This window comes from Microbacterium sp. ANT_H45B (genome assembly GCF_008369345.1).
Taxonomy (GTDB): domain Bacteria; phylum Actinomycetota; class Actinomycetes; order Actinomycetales; family Microbacteriaceae; genus Microbacterium.
Window position 1 is genome coordinate 23,315 of sequence record NZ_VOBK01000004.1, and the last position, 15,577, is coordinate 38,891.

At 69.0% G+C, this 15,577-nt stretch carries 18 protein-coding genes; 3 read left to right on the forward strand and 15 right to left on the reverse strand.

The genetic code is table 11. The features are described from left to right. Nucleotides 1-42: 42 nt before the first annotated feature. The 9 genes from FQ142_RS16305 to infC all read right to left on the reverse strand — a co-directional run bounded on the left by FQ142_RS16305 (nt 43) and on the right by infC (nt 7,557). Complete coding sequence (locus tag FQ142_RS16305) at nt 43-960, reverse strand: glutamate ABC transporter substrate-binding protein (RefSeq protein WP_056421112.1); 918 nt, start codon at nt 958-960, stop codon at nt 43-45. Nucleotides 961-1,033: 73 nt separating this feature from the next. Beyond that, a complete protein-coding gene (locus FQ142_RS16310) occupies nt 1,034-1,783 on the reverse strand; it encodes an amino acid ABC transporter ATP-binding protein (protein ID WP_374612801.1) in 750 nt (249 codons plus the stop codon). A 353-nt stretch (nt 1,784-2,136) separates the two neighbouring features. Beyond that, nucleotides 2,137-3,129, reverse strand: coding sequence for a TAXI family TRAP transporter solute-binding subunit (locus FQ142_RS16315; RefSeq protein ID WP_149424192.1), 993 nt, complete (start codon nt 3,127-3,129; stop codon nt 2,137-2,139). Further along, the gene (locus FQ142_RS16320) at nt 3,126-4,502 is read right to left on the reverse strand and encodes a sensor histidine kinase (RefSeq protein WP_149424193.1); all 1,377 of its coding nucleotides are present in this window, start codon (nt 4,500-4,502) and stop codon (nt 3,126-3,128) included. Before FQ142_RS16320 ends, FQ142_RS16315 begins: the two co-directional genes overlap by 4 nt. Before the next feature lie 6 nt (nt 4,503-4,508). Next, nucleotides 4,509-5,177 carry a response regulator transcription factor gene (locus FQ142_RS16325; RefSeq protein ID WP_149424194.1) on the reverse strand — a complete coding sequence of 223 codons (669 nt, stop codon included), beginning with the start codon at nt 5,175-5,177 and terminating at the stop codon, nt 4,509-4,511. Between the two features lie 129 nt (nt 5,178-5,306). Further along, nucleotides 5,307-6,119 carry a TrmH family RNA methyltransferase gene (locus FQ142_RS16330; protein WP_149424195.1) on the reverse strand — a complete coding sequence of 271 codons (813 nt, stop codon included), beginning with the start codon at nt 6,117-6,119 and terminating at the stop codon, nt 5,307-5,309. 101 nt (nt 6,120-6,220) lie between these two features. Beyond that, entirely contained in the window at nt 6,221-6,607 is a 387-nt protein-coding gene (gene rplT, locus FQ142_RS16335; protein ID WP_045252681.1) for a 50S ribosomal protein L20, read from the reverse strand. A 32-nt stretch (nt 6,608-6,639) separates the two neighbouring features. Then, entirely contained in the window at nt 6,640-6,834 is a 195-nt protein-coding gene (gene rpmI / locus FQ142_RS16340) for a 50S ribosomal protein L35 (protein WP_017828564.1), read from the reverse strand. Between the two features lie 72 nt (nt 6,835-6,906). Next, nucleotides 6,907-7,557 (reverse strand): translation initiation factor IF-3, encoded by a 651-nt coding sequence (infC, locus tag FQ142_RS16345; protein WP_082539511.1) that lies wholly within the window; start codon nt 7,555-7,557, stop codon nt 6,907-6,909. A gap of 231 nt (nt 7,558-7,788) precedes the next feature. Here infC and FQ142_RS16350 point away from each other — a divergent pair, with 231 nt between their 5' ends. Next, a complete protein-coding gene (locus tag FQ142_RS16350; protein ID WP_045252679.1) occupies nt 7,789-8,187 on the forward strand; it encodes a DUF1844 domain-containing protein in 399 nt (132 codons plus the stop codon). 165 nt (nt 8,188-8,352) lie between these two features. On the opposite strand, the gene FQ142_RS16355 is transcribed toward FQ142_RS16350, so the two are convergent. Together FQ142_RS16355 and priA are read right to left on the reverse strand one after the other, a co-directional pair. Beyond that, nucleotides 8,353-9,162, reverse strand: a complete 810-nt coding sequence (locus FQ142_RS16355) for an SseB family protein (protein WP_149424197.1) — start codon at nt 9,160-9,162, stop codon at nt 8,353-8,355. Next, on the reverse strand, nt 9,143-9,892 hold the full coding sequence (gene priA / locus FQ142_RS16360) for a bifunctional 1-(5-phosphoribosyl)-5-((5-phosphoribosylamino)methylideneamino)imidazole-4-carboxamide isomerase/phosphoribosylanthranilate isomerase PriA (protein WP_056421092.1): 750 nt from the start codon (nt 9,890-9,892) through the stop codon (nt 9,143-9,145). The genes FQ142_RS16355 and priA overlap by 20 nt, the downstream gene beginning before the upstream one ends. 154 nt (nt 9,893-10,046) lie before the next feature. Between priA and FQ142_RS16365 the strand changes: the two genes are divergently transcribed. Further along, nucleotides 10,047-11,759, forward strand: a complete 1,713-nt coding sequence (locus FQ142_RS16365; RefSeq protein WP_188042456.1) for a MinD/ParA family protein — start codon at nt 10,047-10,049, stop codon at nt 11,757-11,759. A gap of 73 nt (nt 11,760-11,832) precedes the next feature. Here FQ142_RS16365 and hisH read toward each other — a convergent pair whose 3' ends face one another. From hisH to FQ142_RS16385, 4 genes are all read right to left on the reverse strand, one after another. Further along, nucleotides 11,833-12,474 (reverse strand): imidazole glycerol phosphate synthase subunit HisH, encoded by a 642-nt coding sequence (hisH, locus tag FQ142_RS16370; RefSeq protein ID WP_056421087.1) that lies wholly within the window; start codon nt 12,472-12,474, stop codon nt 11,833-11,835. Beyond that, nucleotides 12,471-13,088, reverse strand: a complete 618-nt coding sequence (hisB, locus tag FQ142_RS16375) for an imidazoleglycerol-phosphate dehydratase HisB (RefSeq protein ID WP_056421084.1) — start codon at nt 13,086-13,088, stop codon at nt 12,471-12,473. The genes hisH and hisB overlap by 4 nt, the downstream gene beginning before the upstream one ends. Further along, entirely contained in the window at nt 13,085-14,179 is a 1,095-nt protein-coding gene (locus tag FQ142_RS16380) for a histidinol-phosphate transaminase (RefSeq protein ID WP_188042457.1), read from the reverse strand. Before FQ142_RS16380 ends, hisB begins: the two co-directional genes overlap by 4 nt. A gap of 67 nt (nt 14,180-14,246) precedes the next feature. Continuing rightward, nucleotides 14,247-14,609: a LysM peptidoglycan-binding domain-containing protein gene (locus FQ142_RS16385; protein ID WP_056421080.1), complete on the reverse strand. Its 363-nt coding sequence runs from the start codon at nt 14,607-14,609 to the stop codon at nt 14,247-14,249. Nucleotides 14,610-14,890: 281 nt separating this feature from the next. Between FQ142_RS16385 and lexA the strand changes: the two genes are divergently transcribed. Continuing rightward, the gene (lexA, locus tag FQ142_RS16390; RefSeq protein WP_056421078.1) at nt 14,891-15,577 is read left to right on the forward strand and encodes a transcriptional repressor LexA; all 687 of its coding nucleotides are present in this window, start codon (nt 14,891-14,893) and stop codon (nt 15,575-15,577) included.

The following is a 15,577-nucleotide window of genomic DNA, read 5'->3' on the forward strand; positions in this document are numbered from 1 at the left end:
CGGTGAGCGGGGCGGTCGAGCGAGTCGACCGCCCCGCGGGAATCAGCCGATCGGATCGACCTCGGGCTGGGTCGCCTTGACGCCGGAGGCGCCGAGGTTGTTGTCGAAGATCTGCTGCCAGATCTCGCCGCCGTCGGTCAGCTGCGTGTTGAAGTACTCGGCCAGCGCGTCATCGCCCTTGGCGAGTCCGATGCCGTAGCGCTCCTCGCTGAACGGCTCCCCGACGACCTTGAGCTTGTCCGGGTCCTGAGCCGCGTAGCCGATGAGGATCGCCTCATCGGTGGTGACGGCATCGACCTGGCCGTTCTTGAGGTCCTCGACGCACTTGGAGTACGTGTCGTATTCCTTGGTGGGCACGTCGGGGTAGTTCGTCTTGATGTTCTGGATCGGAGTCGATCCCGTCGCCGAGCACACGGTCGTGTCCGCGCTCAGGTCGTCCACGCTCTTGATGTCGCTGTCTGCGCCGACGAGCAGTCCCTGACCTGTGACGAAGTACGGACCGGCGAAGGAGATCTGCTCCTTGCGCTTGTCGGTGATCGAGTACGTGCCGACGTAGTAGTCGATGTCGCCGTTCACGATCGCCTGCTCGCGGTTCGCGGAAGCGATCGCCTGGAACTCGATCTTCTCCGGGTCGACTCCGAGCGATGCCGCCATCCAGCGGGCGATGTCGACGTCGAATCCCGTGCGTTCGTTCGTCACCGGGTCCAGGTAGCCCAGACCGGGCTGGTCTTCCTTGACTCCGACCTTGATCGTGCCGGCGGACTCGATCCGGTCGAACGTGGGGCTGCCATCGATGCTGACATCGGTCAGAACGGTCCACGGAGTGCTGCTGGAGGTGTCACCCTCGTCGCCCCCCTCCGGGGCTCCCGTGCTGGACGGCGTGCCGCTGTTGCAGGCGGTGAGCGCGAGCAGCGCTGCCGCGGCGATCCCGATGCCTGCCAGTGTCCGTGTGCGTCGCATGTGCGTCTCCTTCGTGTGCTGTGTGTGCAGGGTCTGTGAAGTGCGTGGGTGCGGAAGTGCGTCGTGCTGCGCGTCAGTGCGTGAGGAGCTTCGAGAGGAAGTCCTTGGCACGGTCGCTCTTCGGGTTCGTGAAGAACTCCTCGGGAGTCGCCTCCTCCACGATCCGGCCGTCGGCCATGAAGACCACCCGGTCGGCGGCCTTGCGGGCGAAGCCCATCTCATGGGTGACGACGATCATCGTCATCCCCTCGTGCGCGAGGTCGACCATGACATCGAGCACCTCGTTGATCATCTCGGGGTCGAGTGCGCTGGTCGGCTCGTCGAACAGCATCACCTTGGGGTGCATCGCGAGCGCACGGGCGATCGCCACGCGCTGCTGCTGTCCGCCCGAGAGCTGCGCGGGGAGCTTCGATGCCTGCTTCGCGATGCCGACGCGCTCGAGGAGCTGCATGGCCTCCTTCTCGGCGGCGGCCTTCTTGAGACCACGGACCTTGATGGGACCGAGCGTCACGTTCTCGAGGATCGTGAGATGCGCGAACAGGTTGAACGACTGGAACACCATGCCGACGTCGGCGCGCAGGTTCGCGAGCCCCTTGCCCTCGGCCGGCAGCTCCTTGCCGTCGATGCTGATCGACCCGCTCGTGATCGTCTCGAGGCGGTTGATGGTGCGGCACAGCGTCGACTTGCCGGAACCCGACGGGCCGATCACGACGACGACCTCGCCGGCGTTGACCGTGAGATCGATATCGGTCAGTGCCTGGAAGTCGCCGTAGTGCTTCTGAACGTTGTCGACAACGACGAGAGGCTTACCAGAGGTCATCATTTCTCCAAACTAGCCAGGTCGAACACGTGGCTCCACACGGGCGCGGCGACATTTACACGTTCGTAACCGCGCGAGGCATCGGACCGCGCCCCGGACGCGGAGCGCCCCGCGGCCCGCCCCCGCGAGCCGCGGAGGCGTCCCTGCCGCTGCGCCCCTCCCCCGAGGAGAACGCGGCGGCAGGCCTCCGGCCGGATGCGATCGTGCGACGGGGCGAGACGGTCGCTGAGTGCGCGCCTCTGCGAGGGGCGTGGGCACTGTGGCATCTGAATTCTCCGTCGAATCGAGCGCGATCGATCCTCAGAGTGGCAGAGCGGCCCGTCGGTGGGAGGACTTCTTGAGGATTTCTTGAGGGGTCAGTCCCGCTGGCTCCGGTAATAGGCGATCGCGCCGGGATGCAGGTCCACCGGTCCCGAGAAGATGGCCTGCCTCAGGTCCAGGAGTGCCGCGGCAGGAACGTTCCGGGCGATGCGGGTCCTGGCGTCGAAGAGGCCCTCGAGGACGTCGCGCACCATGCCGTCCGGGGTCTCGGACGACGTCACCAGGTAGTTCGGGACCGCCATCGTCGGCTGGGACGCATCGAGCCCGTAGAGCCCGATCGGGAAGTCGGAAGGACGGTAGGCGTCGGAGTAACGCGCATTGACCGTGTTGACCCAGCTCTGCTCGATGGGCAGCAGCCGCACGGGAGCGGTCTCGGCGAGCTGGGCGATCCCGGGGGTCGGGATGCCGCCGACCCAGAAGAACCCGTCTATGCCCGAGCGCTCCAGCGCACTGATCGACTCGCCCAGATCCAGCTCCGGATCCTCGATGGTGGCCACGTCCACGCCGGCGGCGTCGAGCACGCGTGAGGCGATGACGTTGACTCCGGAGTTCTCGGCCCCGAGGGAGACCCGCCGTCCGGCCAGATCGTCGAGCGAGTCGATCGGCGAGTCCGCGCGGACGACGACGTGCAGGTACTCGTCGTACAACCGGGCGACCGCCTGCACGGGCATCGGCTCGGCGAACGGACCGGCTCCGGCGACGGCATCCGCCGCCGCGTCGCCCTGCGCGAATCCGAGGAGCGCCTCACCCGAGCTCACACGGAGGAGGTTGTCGACCGATCCCGCGGTCTCGGCGGCCTCCATCCGCACGTCCAGTGAGGACGACAGCTCCGTCGCGAGCTCGCTGCCGTACGCGAAGTAGAGTCCGTTCGACCCTCCGCCGGCGATCACATACCGCGCCGAGCCCCAGTGCTCCGACCGTCCGGTGCAGGCGGTCGACGCGCCGGCCATCACGAGCACCAGGACGGCCGCCGTGATCCGCCCCCACCGTGATCCCCTCCGCCCACGCGGCCCTCGGGCACCGCTCATCCGTCCGCTCCGTCCGGCAGCACCAGGGCCACGACGAGGCCACCGCCGTCGGCGGAGGAGACCGCGAGCGCGCCGCCGATCGACTCCAGCAGGTCGGTCGCGATCGCCAGCCCCAATCCCGTTCCCGGCGTCTCGCCGCTGTCCTCGCTGCGCCAGAACCGGTCGGCCGCCGAGGCCGCTTCGGCGATCGTGAGGCCAGGACCGTGATCGCGCACCGTGAGCCGACACAGATCGCCCTCCCTCGATGCCTCGACCACCACGACCGAGTCGGCGGGCGAGAACTTCACCGCGTTGTCGATCACCGCGTCGAGGGCGCTCTCGACGATCGTGCGGTCGGTCACACTCATCACGGATGCCTCGGCGCCGGCCTGCATCCGGACCCCGCGCTGCGCGGCGACATCCCGCCAGGCGTCCGCCCGGCGAGCCGCCAGCACGCTCAGATCGACGGCCGAGACGGCGGTGTCGGCGCGTCCGCCGCGCGCAAGGCCCAGCAGCGTCTCGAGGATCCGCACCATCCGTCGCCCCTCCTCGCGGGTCTCCTCGATATCGCCCTGCCACTCCTTCCCGAGTCCGGTCGAGAGGTGCTCGACGCGCAGCAGCAGGGCGTTCAGCGGGTTGCGCAGTTCGTGCGAGGCGTTGAGCGCGAACTCCTGCTGCCGCGTCATCACCCGTTCGATCTCGTCCGCCATGCCGTTGAACACCCGCGTCATGCGGCGCAGCTCCGGCGGTCCGGTGTCCTCCGACACGCGGGCGTCCATCGCCCCGCGCTCGATCGCGACCATCGCCTCGTCGAGGCGTCTGACCGGTGACAGCACCCACCGTGCCATCTGGAACACCAGGAGCACCCCCAGCCCGACAGCGAGGATCGACACGATGCTGAGAAGGAGGATCTGCTGAAGGATCTGCGTACGGGGCGCATCGACATCCGCGGACACCATCACGGCCCCGATCACATCGCCGTCGTCGAACACCGGCTCGGCGAGGGACGACTCGGCGAGCATCCAGGGGAAGACCGGTTCCGGAGCGTCTGCGCGACGGCCGGAGAGCGCGAGGCGCACGCGGGCGGCCTCGTCATCCGCGAGGACCCGGTCGGCCGCTCCCCCGGCCGCCCAGATGCCGCCCGCGAGATCGAAGACCATCACCTCCGTCCCGTAGACCTCATGGAAACGCTGCACCTCCGCATCGATCACCGTGGTGCTCCCCGACCGCAGCGCCTGACGCGCACTCGCGGCGAAGTACCCGAGGTCACCGAGCTGCTCGGCAGAGAACGCCTGTTGGATGCCACGGGTCGCACTCCACGCCGTCGCGCTGCCGAGCAGCAGCAGGACGGCCAGCAGCGGCACGAGGAACACCACGACGAGACGGCGCAGCATCGCCCGTCACCCCGCCAGCCGGTAGCCCACGCCGCGCACGGTCTCGATGAGACGGTGCGCGCCGGACTTGCGGCGGATCGCACCCACGTGCACCTCGAGGGAGTGCCCGAAGCCGCGCCAGTCGGTGTTCCACACTTCGCGGATCAGCCGCTCCTTCGGCACGGCGACTCCCGGATACCTGGCCAGCACCGCGACGATGTCGAACTCCTTGCGGGTGAGCTCGATCGCGGTGCTGTCGATGAGCACCTGCCTGCCCACGAGATCGATCTGCACGGCACCGTCCTGCAGGAGCACCGCCGCCTCGGACTCGGGGCGGATCGGGCGCGACCGTCGGGTGACCGCCTCGATGCGAGCCAGGAGCTCGTGCACGTCGTAGGGCTTGACGACGAAGTCGTCTGCTCCGGCTCGCAGACCCCTGATGCGCTCCGCCACCTGGCTGCGCGCCGTCACGATGATGATGGGCACCTCCGAACGGCCACGGATACGCCGACACAGATCGACGCCGTCGATGTCGGGCAGCCCGAGATCGAGCAGGACGACCTCGGTGTCCGCGCCCAGGAGCTCGAGCGCGGCGGAACCGTCCGAGGCGCGCACCGTGACGTAGCCGGATCGCGCGAGAAAAGCCTCGAGGGCGGCCGAGACACGGTCGTCGTCCTCCACGATCAGAATCTGCATCGACTCCGGGGCCCCTTCTCCGCTCGAGCAGGCCTCAATCTATCAGCCGTGCGGGCGCACACACGGCAGCTCACCCGGCGACGGGGCGCCGACATGCGGCTTCGTACGGGGACCTCAGCCCGCCGGAGGTCAGTCGACGGAGCCTGCGCGCTGCGCGAAGGCGCTCTCATACAGGCAGACACTGGCCGCAGTCGCCAGATTCAGCGACTCCGCACGACCGAAGATCGGGAGCTTCAGCACCTGATCGGCCTGAGCCAGCGCCTCATCCTCGAGTCCCCTGGCCTCGTTTCCGAACAGCCAGGCCGTGGGCTCTGCGAGGACGCCATCCGCGCGGGCACGCAGCAGATCATCGCCCTTCACATCGGCGGCGAGCACCCGCAGCCCCGCGGCGTGAGCCTTCTCGACGACGTCCTCGAGCTCCGCCCCCACCGACACGGGCAGGTGGAAGAGCGAACCCGTCGTGGCGCGCACGACCTTCGGGTTGTACGGGTCGACCGTACGGCCGGTCAGCACGACGGCATCCGCACCCGCCGCGTCGGCGGCGCGGATGATCGTGCCGAGATTGCCGGGGTCCCTGATCTCCTCACAGATCGCGACGAGGCGCGGCGAGGCCGCGAAGATGTCGCGCACCGAGGTGGGCGTCTGCCGAACGACCGCGACGAGTCCCTGCGGCGTGACCGTGTCGGCCATCGCGTTCAGGACGTACTCGGTGACGTGCTCGACCTCGACGTCGGCCGACGCGGCCTTCACCCGGATGTCGGGATGCTTGTCCCAGCCGGCCGGCGTCGCGAACAGCTCGACGATCGCCTCAGGGCTGTAGGTCAGCGCCTCGCGCACGGCCTGCGGCCCCTCGAGGAGGAACAGGCCGGTCTCGCTGCGGGCGCTGCGCTTGGTGAGCTTCGCGACAGCTCGGACTCGGGGCGAACGCGGGTTCTCCAGCACGATCTCAGTCTAGAGAACGACGACGCCCTTGCCGTGCACGGCGACGGGAACGACAGAGGGCGCCCTCCCGAAGGAGAGCGCCCACTGTGGTGAAGAGCTGCTTACGCGGCCGACTTCGGTGCGTTGACGTCGGAGGGCAGTGCCTTCTTCGCCGTCTCGACCAGGGTCGTGAACGTCGCTGCGTCATTGACCGCGAGGTCGGCGAGCATGCGGCGGTCGACCGTGACACCCGCGAGGCCGAGGCCCTGGATGAAGCGGTTGTACGTGATGCCGTTCTGACGGGCCGCAGCGTTGATGCGCTGGATCCACAGACGACGGAAGTCGCCCTTGCGCTTGCGACGGTCACGGTACGAGTAGACCAGGGAGTGGATGACCTGCTCTTTGGCCTTGCGGTAGAGGCGCGAACGCTGACCGCGGTAGCCGGAGGCGCGCTCGAGGATGACCCGACGCTTCTTGTGGGCGTTTACCGCCCGCTTGACTCTTGCCATTTTCCTGTGTTCCTATTCGTGCGTTCGGGCGCTCAGCGACCGAGAAGCTTCTTGGCGACCTTGGTGTCAGCCTTCGACAGCACCTGGTCCTGGTTGAGGCGGCGGGTGCGACGGCTCGACTTGTGCTCGAGGTTGTGGCGCATCCCGGCCTGCTGCTTCTTCAGCTTGCCGCTGCCGGTGATCTTGAAGCGCTTCTTAGCACCCGAGTGGGTCTTCTGCTTCGGCATCTTCTCTTCCTTCGTATGGCGCCTTCTCAGGCGACGGTGTCAACCCGCGGTGCGGGAGTCTGGGGGCGGGAGTTACTCCGCGGTGGCCTTGGCGGGTGCATCCGCCTCGGTCTTGGCATCGCGAGCGGCCTGCTTCTTGTCGGCGCGCTGTGCGTCGCGAACGGCGTTCTGCTCCTGCTTGGCCTCGGACTTGCTCTTCATCGGAGCGACGATCATCACCATGTTGCGACCGTCGATGGTCGGGTTGGACTCGACCGTTCCGAGTTCGGCGACATCCTCCGCGAACTTGCGGAGCAGACGAACGCCCTGCTCGGGGCGCGACTGCTCGCGACCGCGGAAGAGGATCATCGCCTTGACCTTGTCTCCGGCCTTGAGGAACCCCTCGGCGCGCTTGAGCTTGGTCGTGTAGTCGTGCGCCTCGATCTTCAGACGGAAGCGCACCTCCTTCAGGATGGTGTTCGCCTGGTTGCGGCGAGCTTCCTTCTCCTTCTGGGCAGCTTCGTACTTGAACTTGCCGTAGTCCATGATCTTGACCACGGGCGGCTTCGAGTTGGGTGCGACCTCGACGAGGTCGAGGTCGGCTTCCTGCGCAAGGCGCAGCGCCGCCTCGATGCGGACGACGCCGATCTGCTCACCCGCGGGGCCGACGAGGCGGACCTCGGGGACGCGGATGCGCTCATTGGTGCGGGGATCGCTGATGCGGAACTCCTTAGACGAGTGGATTCGGCCACCAGGATGCTGTCAGCATCCCGGGCGAAGTCAGAATCGTCCCACCCACCGGCATTCAGACGCCGGCTCCGCACCCGATCTGCCGGATTCCGTCTGACGACGAGATCCGGTGGAGTGCAAGACCCGGTAGCCTGGAACGGCAAGCGCGGGTGGGAAGTGAATCCTCTTTCGTGCCGGAGCATGACGCTCCGGAGCCCGACACAGTCTAACAGAAGGCAAGGCGAAGTGACGAACCAGGCATCGGACGAGGCTGCACGCGAGCGCGAAGAGCGCTGGGCCCGGCAAGAGGAGGCGGCGTCTTCGGCCACGCGGGACATCGCCGACGTCCCCGCGGTCGAGGTGATCACCACTGCGGCCGTGCACCTGATGAGCGCGGCGGCCGTCAAGCTGGGCCTCGCCGACGACCCCGACGCGGCCGCTCAGCTCGACCTCGACGAGGCGCGCAAGCTGATCAACGCCCTGGCCGGGCTGATCACCGCGGGAGCGCCCGAGATCAGCGACATGCACGCCCGATCGCTGCGCGACGGTCTGCGTTCCCTGCAGCTCGCGTTCCGCGAGGCGTCCCCCATCCCCGACCCGATCGGCAAGGGCCCGGGCGAGAAGTGGACCGGGCCGGTCAACTAGGTCCTGATTCCGGGCTCCGCGGCGTTCGACGGGACGGATGCAGGATCACGGCACGGATGCAGGGACGGATCACCCGATCCGTCCCTGCATCCGTGCATCGGTCCTGCATCCTGACCGGGCTGCGGGCAGCATCAGACCGCGGGCCCGATCAGACCGCGGGCCCGATCAGATCGAGCGGCGCAGCTTGACGGTGAGGGAGTCGGCGAGGACGGCGATGCGGTCATCGCCCGCCCAGCGCTGCGCGAGGCGCGACAGCACGGCATCGAGGACCTCGCGCTCGAGGCCGTCGACGAGCTCGAGCACCACGACGAGCTCGGGCCCACGCAGGCGGGCATCGGGATCACCGGGCGCGACCGCGACGTCGATCACGGCCAGCTCGTGCGCGACGCTCTCCTGCAGCGCCCCGAACACCTCGGGCGACAGGAAGCTCGGCTCCCAGGCGTGTCCCTGTGCCACAGCCCAGACCGCGGGGCGGCGGAGGATGAACTCGGTGTCCGACGTCGGGTCGAGCACGATGAGATCGGTGTCCTCGGCCGAGGCCGCAAGCGCCGCACGCACGGCCTCGACCGGGATCGGCCGCGCCGTGGCATCCCACGTGCGCATCGCCTCGACGGACGAGAACACCGGCTGCACGCGACGTCCGTCGGGTGCGGCCACCGTCACGATCGACAGCTCCTGCGTCTTGTCCACGGCGAGACCGCTGGGCGCAACGCCCTCGTCGCCCTTCTCGGCGATCAGAGGGATCAGGATCCTCGCGTTGCGGAAGGCGTCGACGACCTCGACCTGACTGCCCTCACCGGCGCGGAACCGCAGCAGTGCCGCCAGCAAGGCGGGGTCGGCAGACCCGTCGTCGGCGGCATGCGGGTTCGACTCGAAGCTGCGCCCCTCCCAGGGGACACCCGCGGAATCGCCGTGACCGGCCGCGTGATCCTGGTCGCCGTGGCCGCTCGGCCCGTCAGTCGTCGCCGGCGACATCCAGCGCCTCGGCCAGCGTGAACGCTCCCGCGTACAGGGCCTTTCCGACGATGGCGCCCTCGACGCCGAGCGGGACGAGTTCGCGAAGAGCGGCGATGTCGTCGAGGTTCGAGATGCCGCCCGAGGCGACCACGGGCTTGGGGGTGCGTGCCGTGACCTCGCGCAGCAGCTCGAGGTTCGGTCCCTTCAGGGTGCCGTCCTTCGTGACGTCGGTGACGACGTAGCGGCTGCAGCCCGCGTCTTCGAGGCGCTCGAGGACCTCCCAGAGGTCGCCGCCCTCCTTCGTCCAGCCGCGCGCCGCGAGAGTGGTGCCGCGAACGTCCAGGCCGACGGCGATCGCCTCGCCGTAGCGGCTGATCACATCGGCGGCCCACTCGGGGTTCTCCAGGGCCGCGGTGCCGAGGTTGATGCGCGTCGCACCGCTCTCCAGCGCCGCCTCGAGCGTGGCGTCATCGCGGATGCCGCCAGAGAGCTCGACGTTGACGTTCTTGAACTGCTTGATGACCTTGCGCAGGATCGGAGCGTTGGTGCCGCGCCCGAAGGCCGCATCGAGGTCGACGAGGTGGATCCACTTGGCGCCCTGCGCGACCCACTCGCCTGCGGCGTCCAACGGGTCGCCGTAGCTGGTCTCGGTGCCCGCCTCGCCCTGGGTGAGACGGACGGCCTTGCCTCCGGCGACATCGACCGCGGGGAGCAGGGTGAGCGATGGGGACTGCGCGAAGTCGTTCATGACGTCCTCAGGTGAGATGGGAGGGCCGATTCGTCGGCACGAGAATCGACACTATCCCGCGCATCCTCCCGCTCCAAAACGATGACGGCAGAGAACGGAGGCGGCACGCGGTAGCCTCGATCACGCCCCTGTTCGGTCGGTGAGGAGATGTTCCATGGTGCGCGATGCGGATGCGCGTGGAGTCGGCCCCCTGCGGCGCGGCAACCCCGAGACGCCCGATACCGGTGCGACCCCTGCGGCCGGTGAGCCGCAGAAGATCGTCGCCCCCTCCGTGGTGCCACCGCTCCCCGACGACATCGAGCAGACGCGCCCCCTGCGCACAGCCGCATCCGACCGTCCCCCCGTGCCGGGGACGCGAGCAGCGGCGGCCGCAGCCGCGGCCTGGTCGCGCGCGCAGGCTCCGGCGTCCGGGTCCGCCGATCGGCCGACCCCGGCGATCGCCCTCCCCCCGGTGCCGACTCCGCCCGCGCCCGGGCGGTCGGCGCCTCCCACGCCGGCCGCGGCGATGACTCCGCCCACTCCCCCGGTGCCGTCCGCACCTCCGGCCTCACCCCCGCTCTCCTCCCCGGCTCCGACACAGGCACCGGCACCGGCACCGGCCGCAACCTCCGCACCGACTCCGACTCCGGCTCCAACTCCGGAGGCATCCGTGTCTCCGGCGGCATCCGTGTCGCCGTCCTCCGCCGACACCTCGGCTCCCTCCCCGACTCCCTCCCCGTCCCCGACTCTGGCGCTGGCACCGACTCCGGCTCCGACTCTGGCTCCGGCGCCAGCACCGGCGCAGGCGCAGCGAGAGGCAGCGACACCGGCACCCGCCCCCGCGCGGATCCCGTCCCGGGACGACATCGTCGCGCCGCCCGCACCCCCGGCGCCCCGCGCCGCGCCCGCCGATTCCGCGGCCGCACCGCACGCATCCTCGTCATCGAGACGCCAGCAGCGCGAGCAGGGTGTCGAGCGCCGTTCCTTCCTGCAGGACGAGCGACGCGAGGAACCCGCCCGTCGGGGTGCGCGGGGCCTCCTGAACCGCGTCGGCTTCTCCCTCGGTCCCGATTCCCGCGAACGCGCGGTGCGTGACGACGAGCATGCCGTCAGTCGGCATTGGCCTGGTCCTCGCACCGTCGCGATCGTCAACGGCAAGGGAGGCGCGGGCAAGACCCCCGCAACCGTCCTGCTCTCGGCGGTCTTCGCCCAGTACGGCGGTGCGGGAGTGCTCGCCTGGGACAACAACCAGACCCGCGGCACGCTCGGCTGGCGCACCGAGACCGGTGCGCACGACAGGACCCTGCTCGAACTGCTGCCGCAGACGCAGCGGCTGCTCGGCGCACAGGGGCAGTCCGCCGACCTGGCGCACTTCGTGCACCACCAGCCGCAGGAGAAGTACGACGTGCTCCGGTCGAAGCCGATCCGCCTCGCGCACGAGAATCGGCTGAGCCCCACCGACGTCGATGCCATCCATGCGGTCGCCGCGAAGTTCTACCGCCTGATCATCATCGACTCCGGCAACGACGAATCCGACCCGATGTGGTTGCGGATGATCGATCTCGCCGACCAGATCGTCGTCGCCACCACCACTCGGGACGACCACGCCGAGGCCGGCGCGCTCCTGCTCGAAGCCCTGGAGGACCGCGACGAACGCTCGGCCCGGCTCGCGCGCGAGTCCGTCGTCGTCGTCAGCCAAGCGGACCCGAAAGCATCCGCTGCGGACGTCTCCGAGGTCGTCGCCGGCTACCGTTCGCTCGCGCGAGAGGTCGTCGACATCCCGTTCGACCGCGAGATGGTCGACGGGCACCTGCGGCTCCGTGCGCTGGCTGCACCCACTCAGCGCGCCTGGCTCTCCGCCGCGGCCGCGGTCGCGCGAGGCTTCTGAGTCACGCACGACACGCGAGACCTTCGCCTATTCTGCGACACTCGCGACAGGCGGATGTCGAGCGCGGGAAGACTCAGCCGCGCAGGCTGCCGACCCAGTTGCGGAGCAGCTGGATCCCCGCCTCGCCGGACTTCTCCGGGTGGAACTGCGTCGCGGAGAGCGGGCCGTTCTCCACAGCCGCGAGGAACGGATCGCCGTACGTCGACCAGGTGAGAACCGGCTGCGGGAACGGCGGGATCACGTCGAGCTCCCAGGACTGAGCGGCGTAGGAGTGCACGAAGTAGAAGCGCTCCTGCTCGATGCCCCGGAACAGCACCGAGTCGGCGCCGGGCTCGACCGTGTTCCATCCCATGTGCGGCAGCACCGGCGCGTTGAGCTCGGTGACCGCTCCCGGCCATTCGCCGAGCCCTTCCGCATCGTGTCCACGCTCGACGCCGTGAGCGAAGAGCACCTGCATCCCGACGCAGATGCCGAGCACGGGGCGTCCGCCGGCCAGGCGCCGATCGATGATCTCATCGCCGCCGTGGGCGTGGAGCGCCTCACGGACGGCCTGGAACGCCCCTACGCCGGGGACGAGCAGACCGTCGGCCTCGGTCGCCTCCTTGCGATCGCGCGTGAGGACGGCATCGGCGCCCGCGGCGACGAGAGCCTTCACCGCAGAATGGACGTTGCCTGATTCGTAGTCGAAGACGGCGACCCTGGGCGCGCCGCTCACAGCGCTCCCTTGGTCGACGGCACCCCGTCGACCAGGGGGTCGAGGGCCTTGGCCTGGCGGAAGGCCCGAGCGAACGCCTTGTACTCGGCCTCGGCGATGTGATGCGGGTCGCGGCCGCCGAGGACTCGCACGTGCACGGTCAGTCCGGCGTTGAACGCGATCGCCTCGAACGTGTGCCGCACGAGCGAGCCGGTGAAGTGGCCCCCGATGAGGTGGTGCTCGAACCCGACAGGCTCGCCGGTGTGCACGAGGTACGGACGCCCGGAGATGTCGACCACAGCCTGGGCGAGAGCCTCATCGAGCGGAACGAGGGCGTCTCCGTATCGCGAGATCCCCGACTTGTCGCCGAGAGCTTCGCGGATGGCCTGTCCGAGCACGATCGAGATGTCTTCGACCGTGTGGTGGGCGTCGATCTGGGTGTCACCAGAGGCGCGGACCGTGAGGTCGGTGAGCGAGTGCTTCGCGAACGCCGTCAGCATGTGGTCGAAGAACGGCACCGAGGTGTCGATGCGGCTGGATCCGGTGCCGTCGAGGTTCAGCTCGAGCTCGACGGTGGACTCCGACGTGCTGCGCACGCGCGTCGCGGTGCGGGGTGTCGGGGCAGGGGTGCTCATGAGTCCGATCCTATCGAGGCGAGGGCATCGAGGAATGCCGTGGTCTCGGCCTCTGTTCCCGCGGTGACACGCAGGTGTCCGGGGATGCCGACATCGCGCACGAGCACGCCGCGGTCGTACAGCTGCTGCCACACCCTGTGCGGATCCGCGACGCCGCCGAACAGGACGAAGTTCGACCAGGACTCATGGGGCGTGTAGCCGAGCGCTTCGAGCGTCGCCGAGATGCGGTCGCGCTGCTCGACGATCTCGGCGACCATACCGAGCATCACTTCGGAGTTGCGCAAGGCCGCGACGGCAGCAGCCTGCGTCAGGGCGCTCAGGTGATACGGAAGGCGCACGAGCCGCAGCGCATCGATGAACGCGGGGTCGGCGGCGAGATATCCGACGCGGGCACCCGCGAACGCGAAGGCCTTGCTCATGGTGCGGGAGACCGCCAGACGGGGGCGCCCCTCGAGCAGGGTCAGCGCGGAGGGAGCCTCTCGCGGGGCGAATTCCTGGTACGCCTCGTCGACCACCACGACGCCCCGGGACGCCTCATACACCGCCTCGATCACATCGAGCCCGAGCGGGGTGCCGGTCGGGTTGTTCGGCGAGCACAGCAGGATCACATCCGGGTCGGCGTCGGCCACCTGGACTGCCGCCTCCTCGGAGGTGATCGTGTAGTCGGGCTGGCGGGTCCCCGCGATCCACCGGGCACCGGTCCCCTGCGCGATCAGCGGGTACATCGAGTAGGTCGGTGCGAAGCTGAACGCCGTGCGGCCGGGCCCCCCGAAGGCCTGCAGGATGTGCTGCAGCACTTCGTTCGATCCGTTTCCGGCCCAGATCTGCTCAGCCTGCAGGCCGTGACCGAGGTAGTCCGCGAAGCCGTCGCGCAGTGTCGTGAACTCGCGGTCCGGGTATCGGTTGACGTCACGGAGCGCGACCGCGATGTCGTCGAGGATGTCGCTCGCCACGAGGTCGGGAACCGGATGCGTGTTCTCGTTCACGTTCAGCGCCACCGGCAGCGGAGCCTGCGGGGCACCGTAGGGCGTGAGCCCTCGGAGATCGTCACGGAGCGGGAGGTCGTCGAGTGAAGCAGTCACCCTTCCCATGGTAGGCCGCGCACGACCGCTTCACTCCGAGGTGACGGTGAATGAGCGACCGAGGGGCCGCTGCGATTCACTCCGAGTACTGTGCGGGGATCGCCAGCTCCTGGCCGATCTGCAGTGCCCCGCCGCGGAGGGCGTTCAGGCGCGTGATGTCGCCGATGACCTCGCGCGGGTCGGCACCGGGTGCCACCGACTCGGCGATCGACCAGAGGGTGTCTCCCGGCATCACGGTGACCGAGGCGAAGGACGCGGTGGCGACCTGCTCGCCCGAGGCCATCGCGCTGCCGCCACTCAATGCGGCGAATCCGATGCCCACCGCGAGTGGCACTGCGGCCAGGGCGAGCACGACCCGGCGGCCACGTGCCGTCAGCCGGAGCTTCGTCGCCGAACGGGGCGAGACGATGGCTGCGTTGCTGAAGGTGATGGTGCTCATGTCGTGCTCCTCTGCATCTACCGCGTGAGCGGTGAAGTTGGCGTAGCGTTCGCATTCGCGTCTCGGCCGGGAGCCGTGAATGCGAAGCTACGTTCCGAAGTTATCTTCGAATTCGAACATCTGTCAAGCGTTCTTCGAAAAACCGGGCAGTGAATACCTCGACACGCTCGAACAGATCTTCCAGATCGAGGTGATTCTCGGATACGGTTTCGATACGAACACCCCACCACGGGCCTCCGACATTCGAACTGAGACGCCGGATCGCACACCTGAGGAGCACCATGAGCGACATCGCCGCCCCCGAGTCCGACGCCCCCCGCACGCGTCGCCGGAAGAGCCTGAGCCCGAAGCAGATGGCGATCCTCGAGGTCATCCAGACATCGATCAGCCGTTACGGCTACCCGCCGAGCATGCGGGAGATCGGTGACGCCGTCGGGCTGAAGTCGCTCTCGAGCGTCACGCACCAGCTCGGCCAGCTCGAGCTCAGCGGCTACCTCCGCCGCGACCCCGGCAAGACACGCGCAATGGAGGTCCTCATCGACCTCCCGGGTTCGAGTGCCGAGAATCCGGATGACGTCGCCACACCCGTCGGCGACGCCGCACTCGTGCCGCTCGTGGGGCGGATCGCCGCGGGCGTCCCCATCACCGCCGACCAGCAGGTCGAGGAGATCTTCCCCCTGCCCCGTCAGCTCGTGGGCAAGGGCGATCTGTTCATGCTCAAGGTCTCGGGCGAATCGATGATCGACGCCGCCATCTGCGACGGGGACTGGGTGGTCATCCGATCGCAGAACAGCGCCGAGAACGGCGAGATCGTCGCCGCCATGCTCGACGGCGAGGCCACCGTCAAGGTGCTGCGCCGCCGCGACGGCCACACGTGGCTGCTGCCCCGCAACTCCGCCTTCGAGCCGATCCTCGGCGACGAGTCGGTCGTGCTCGGCAAGGTCGTCGCCGTGCTCCGCGCAGTGTGA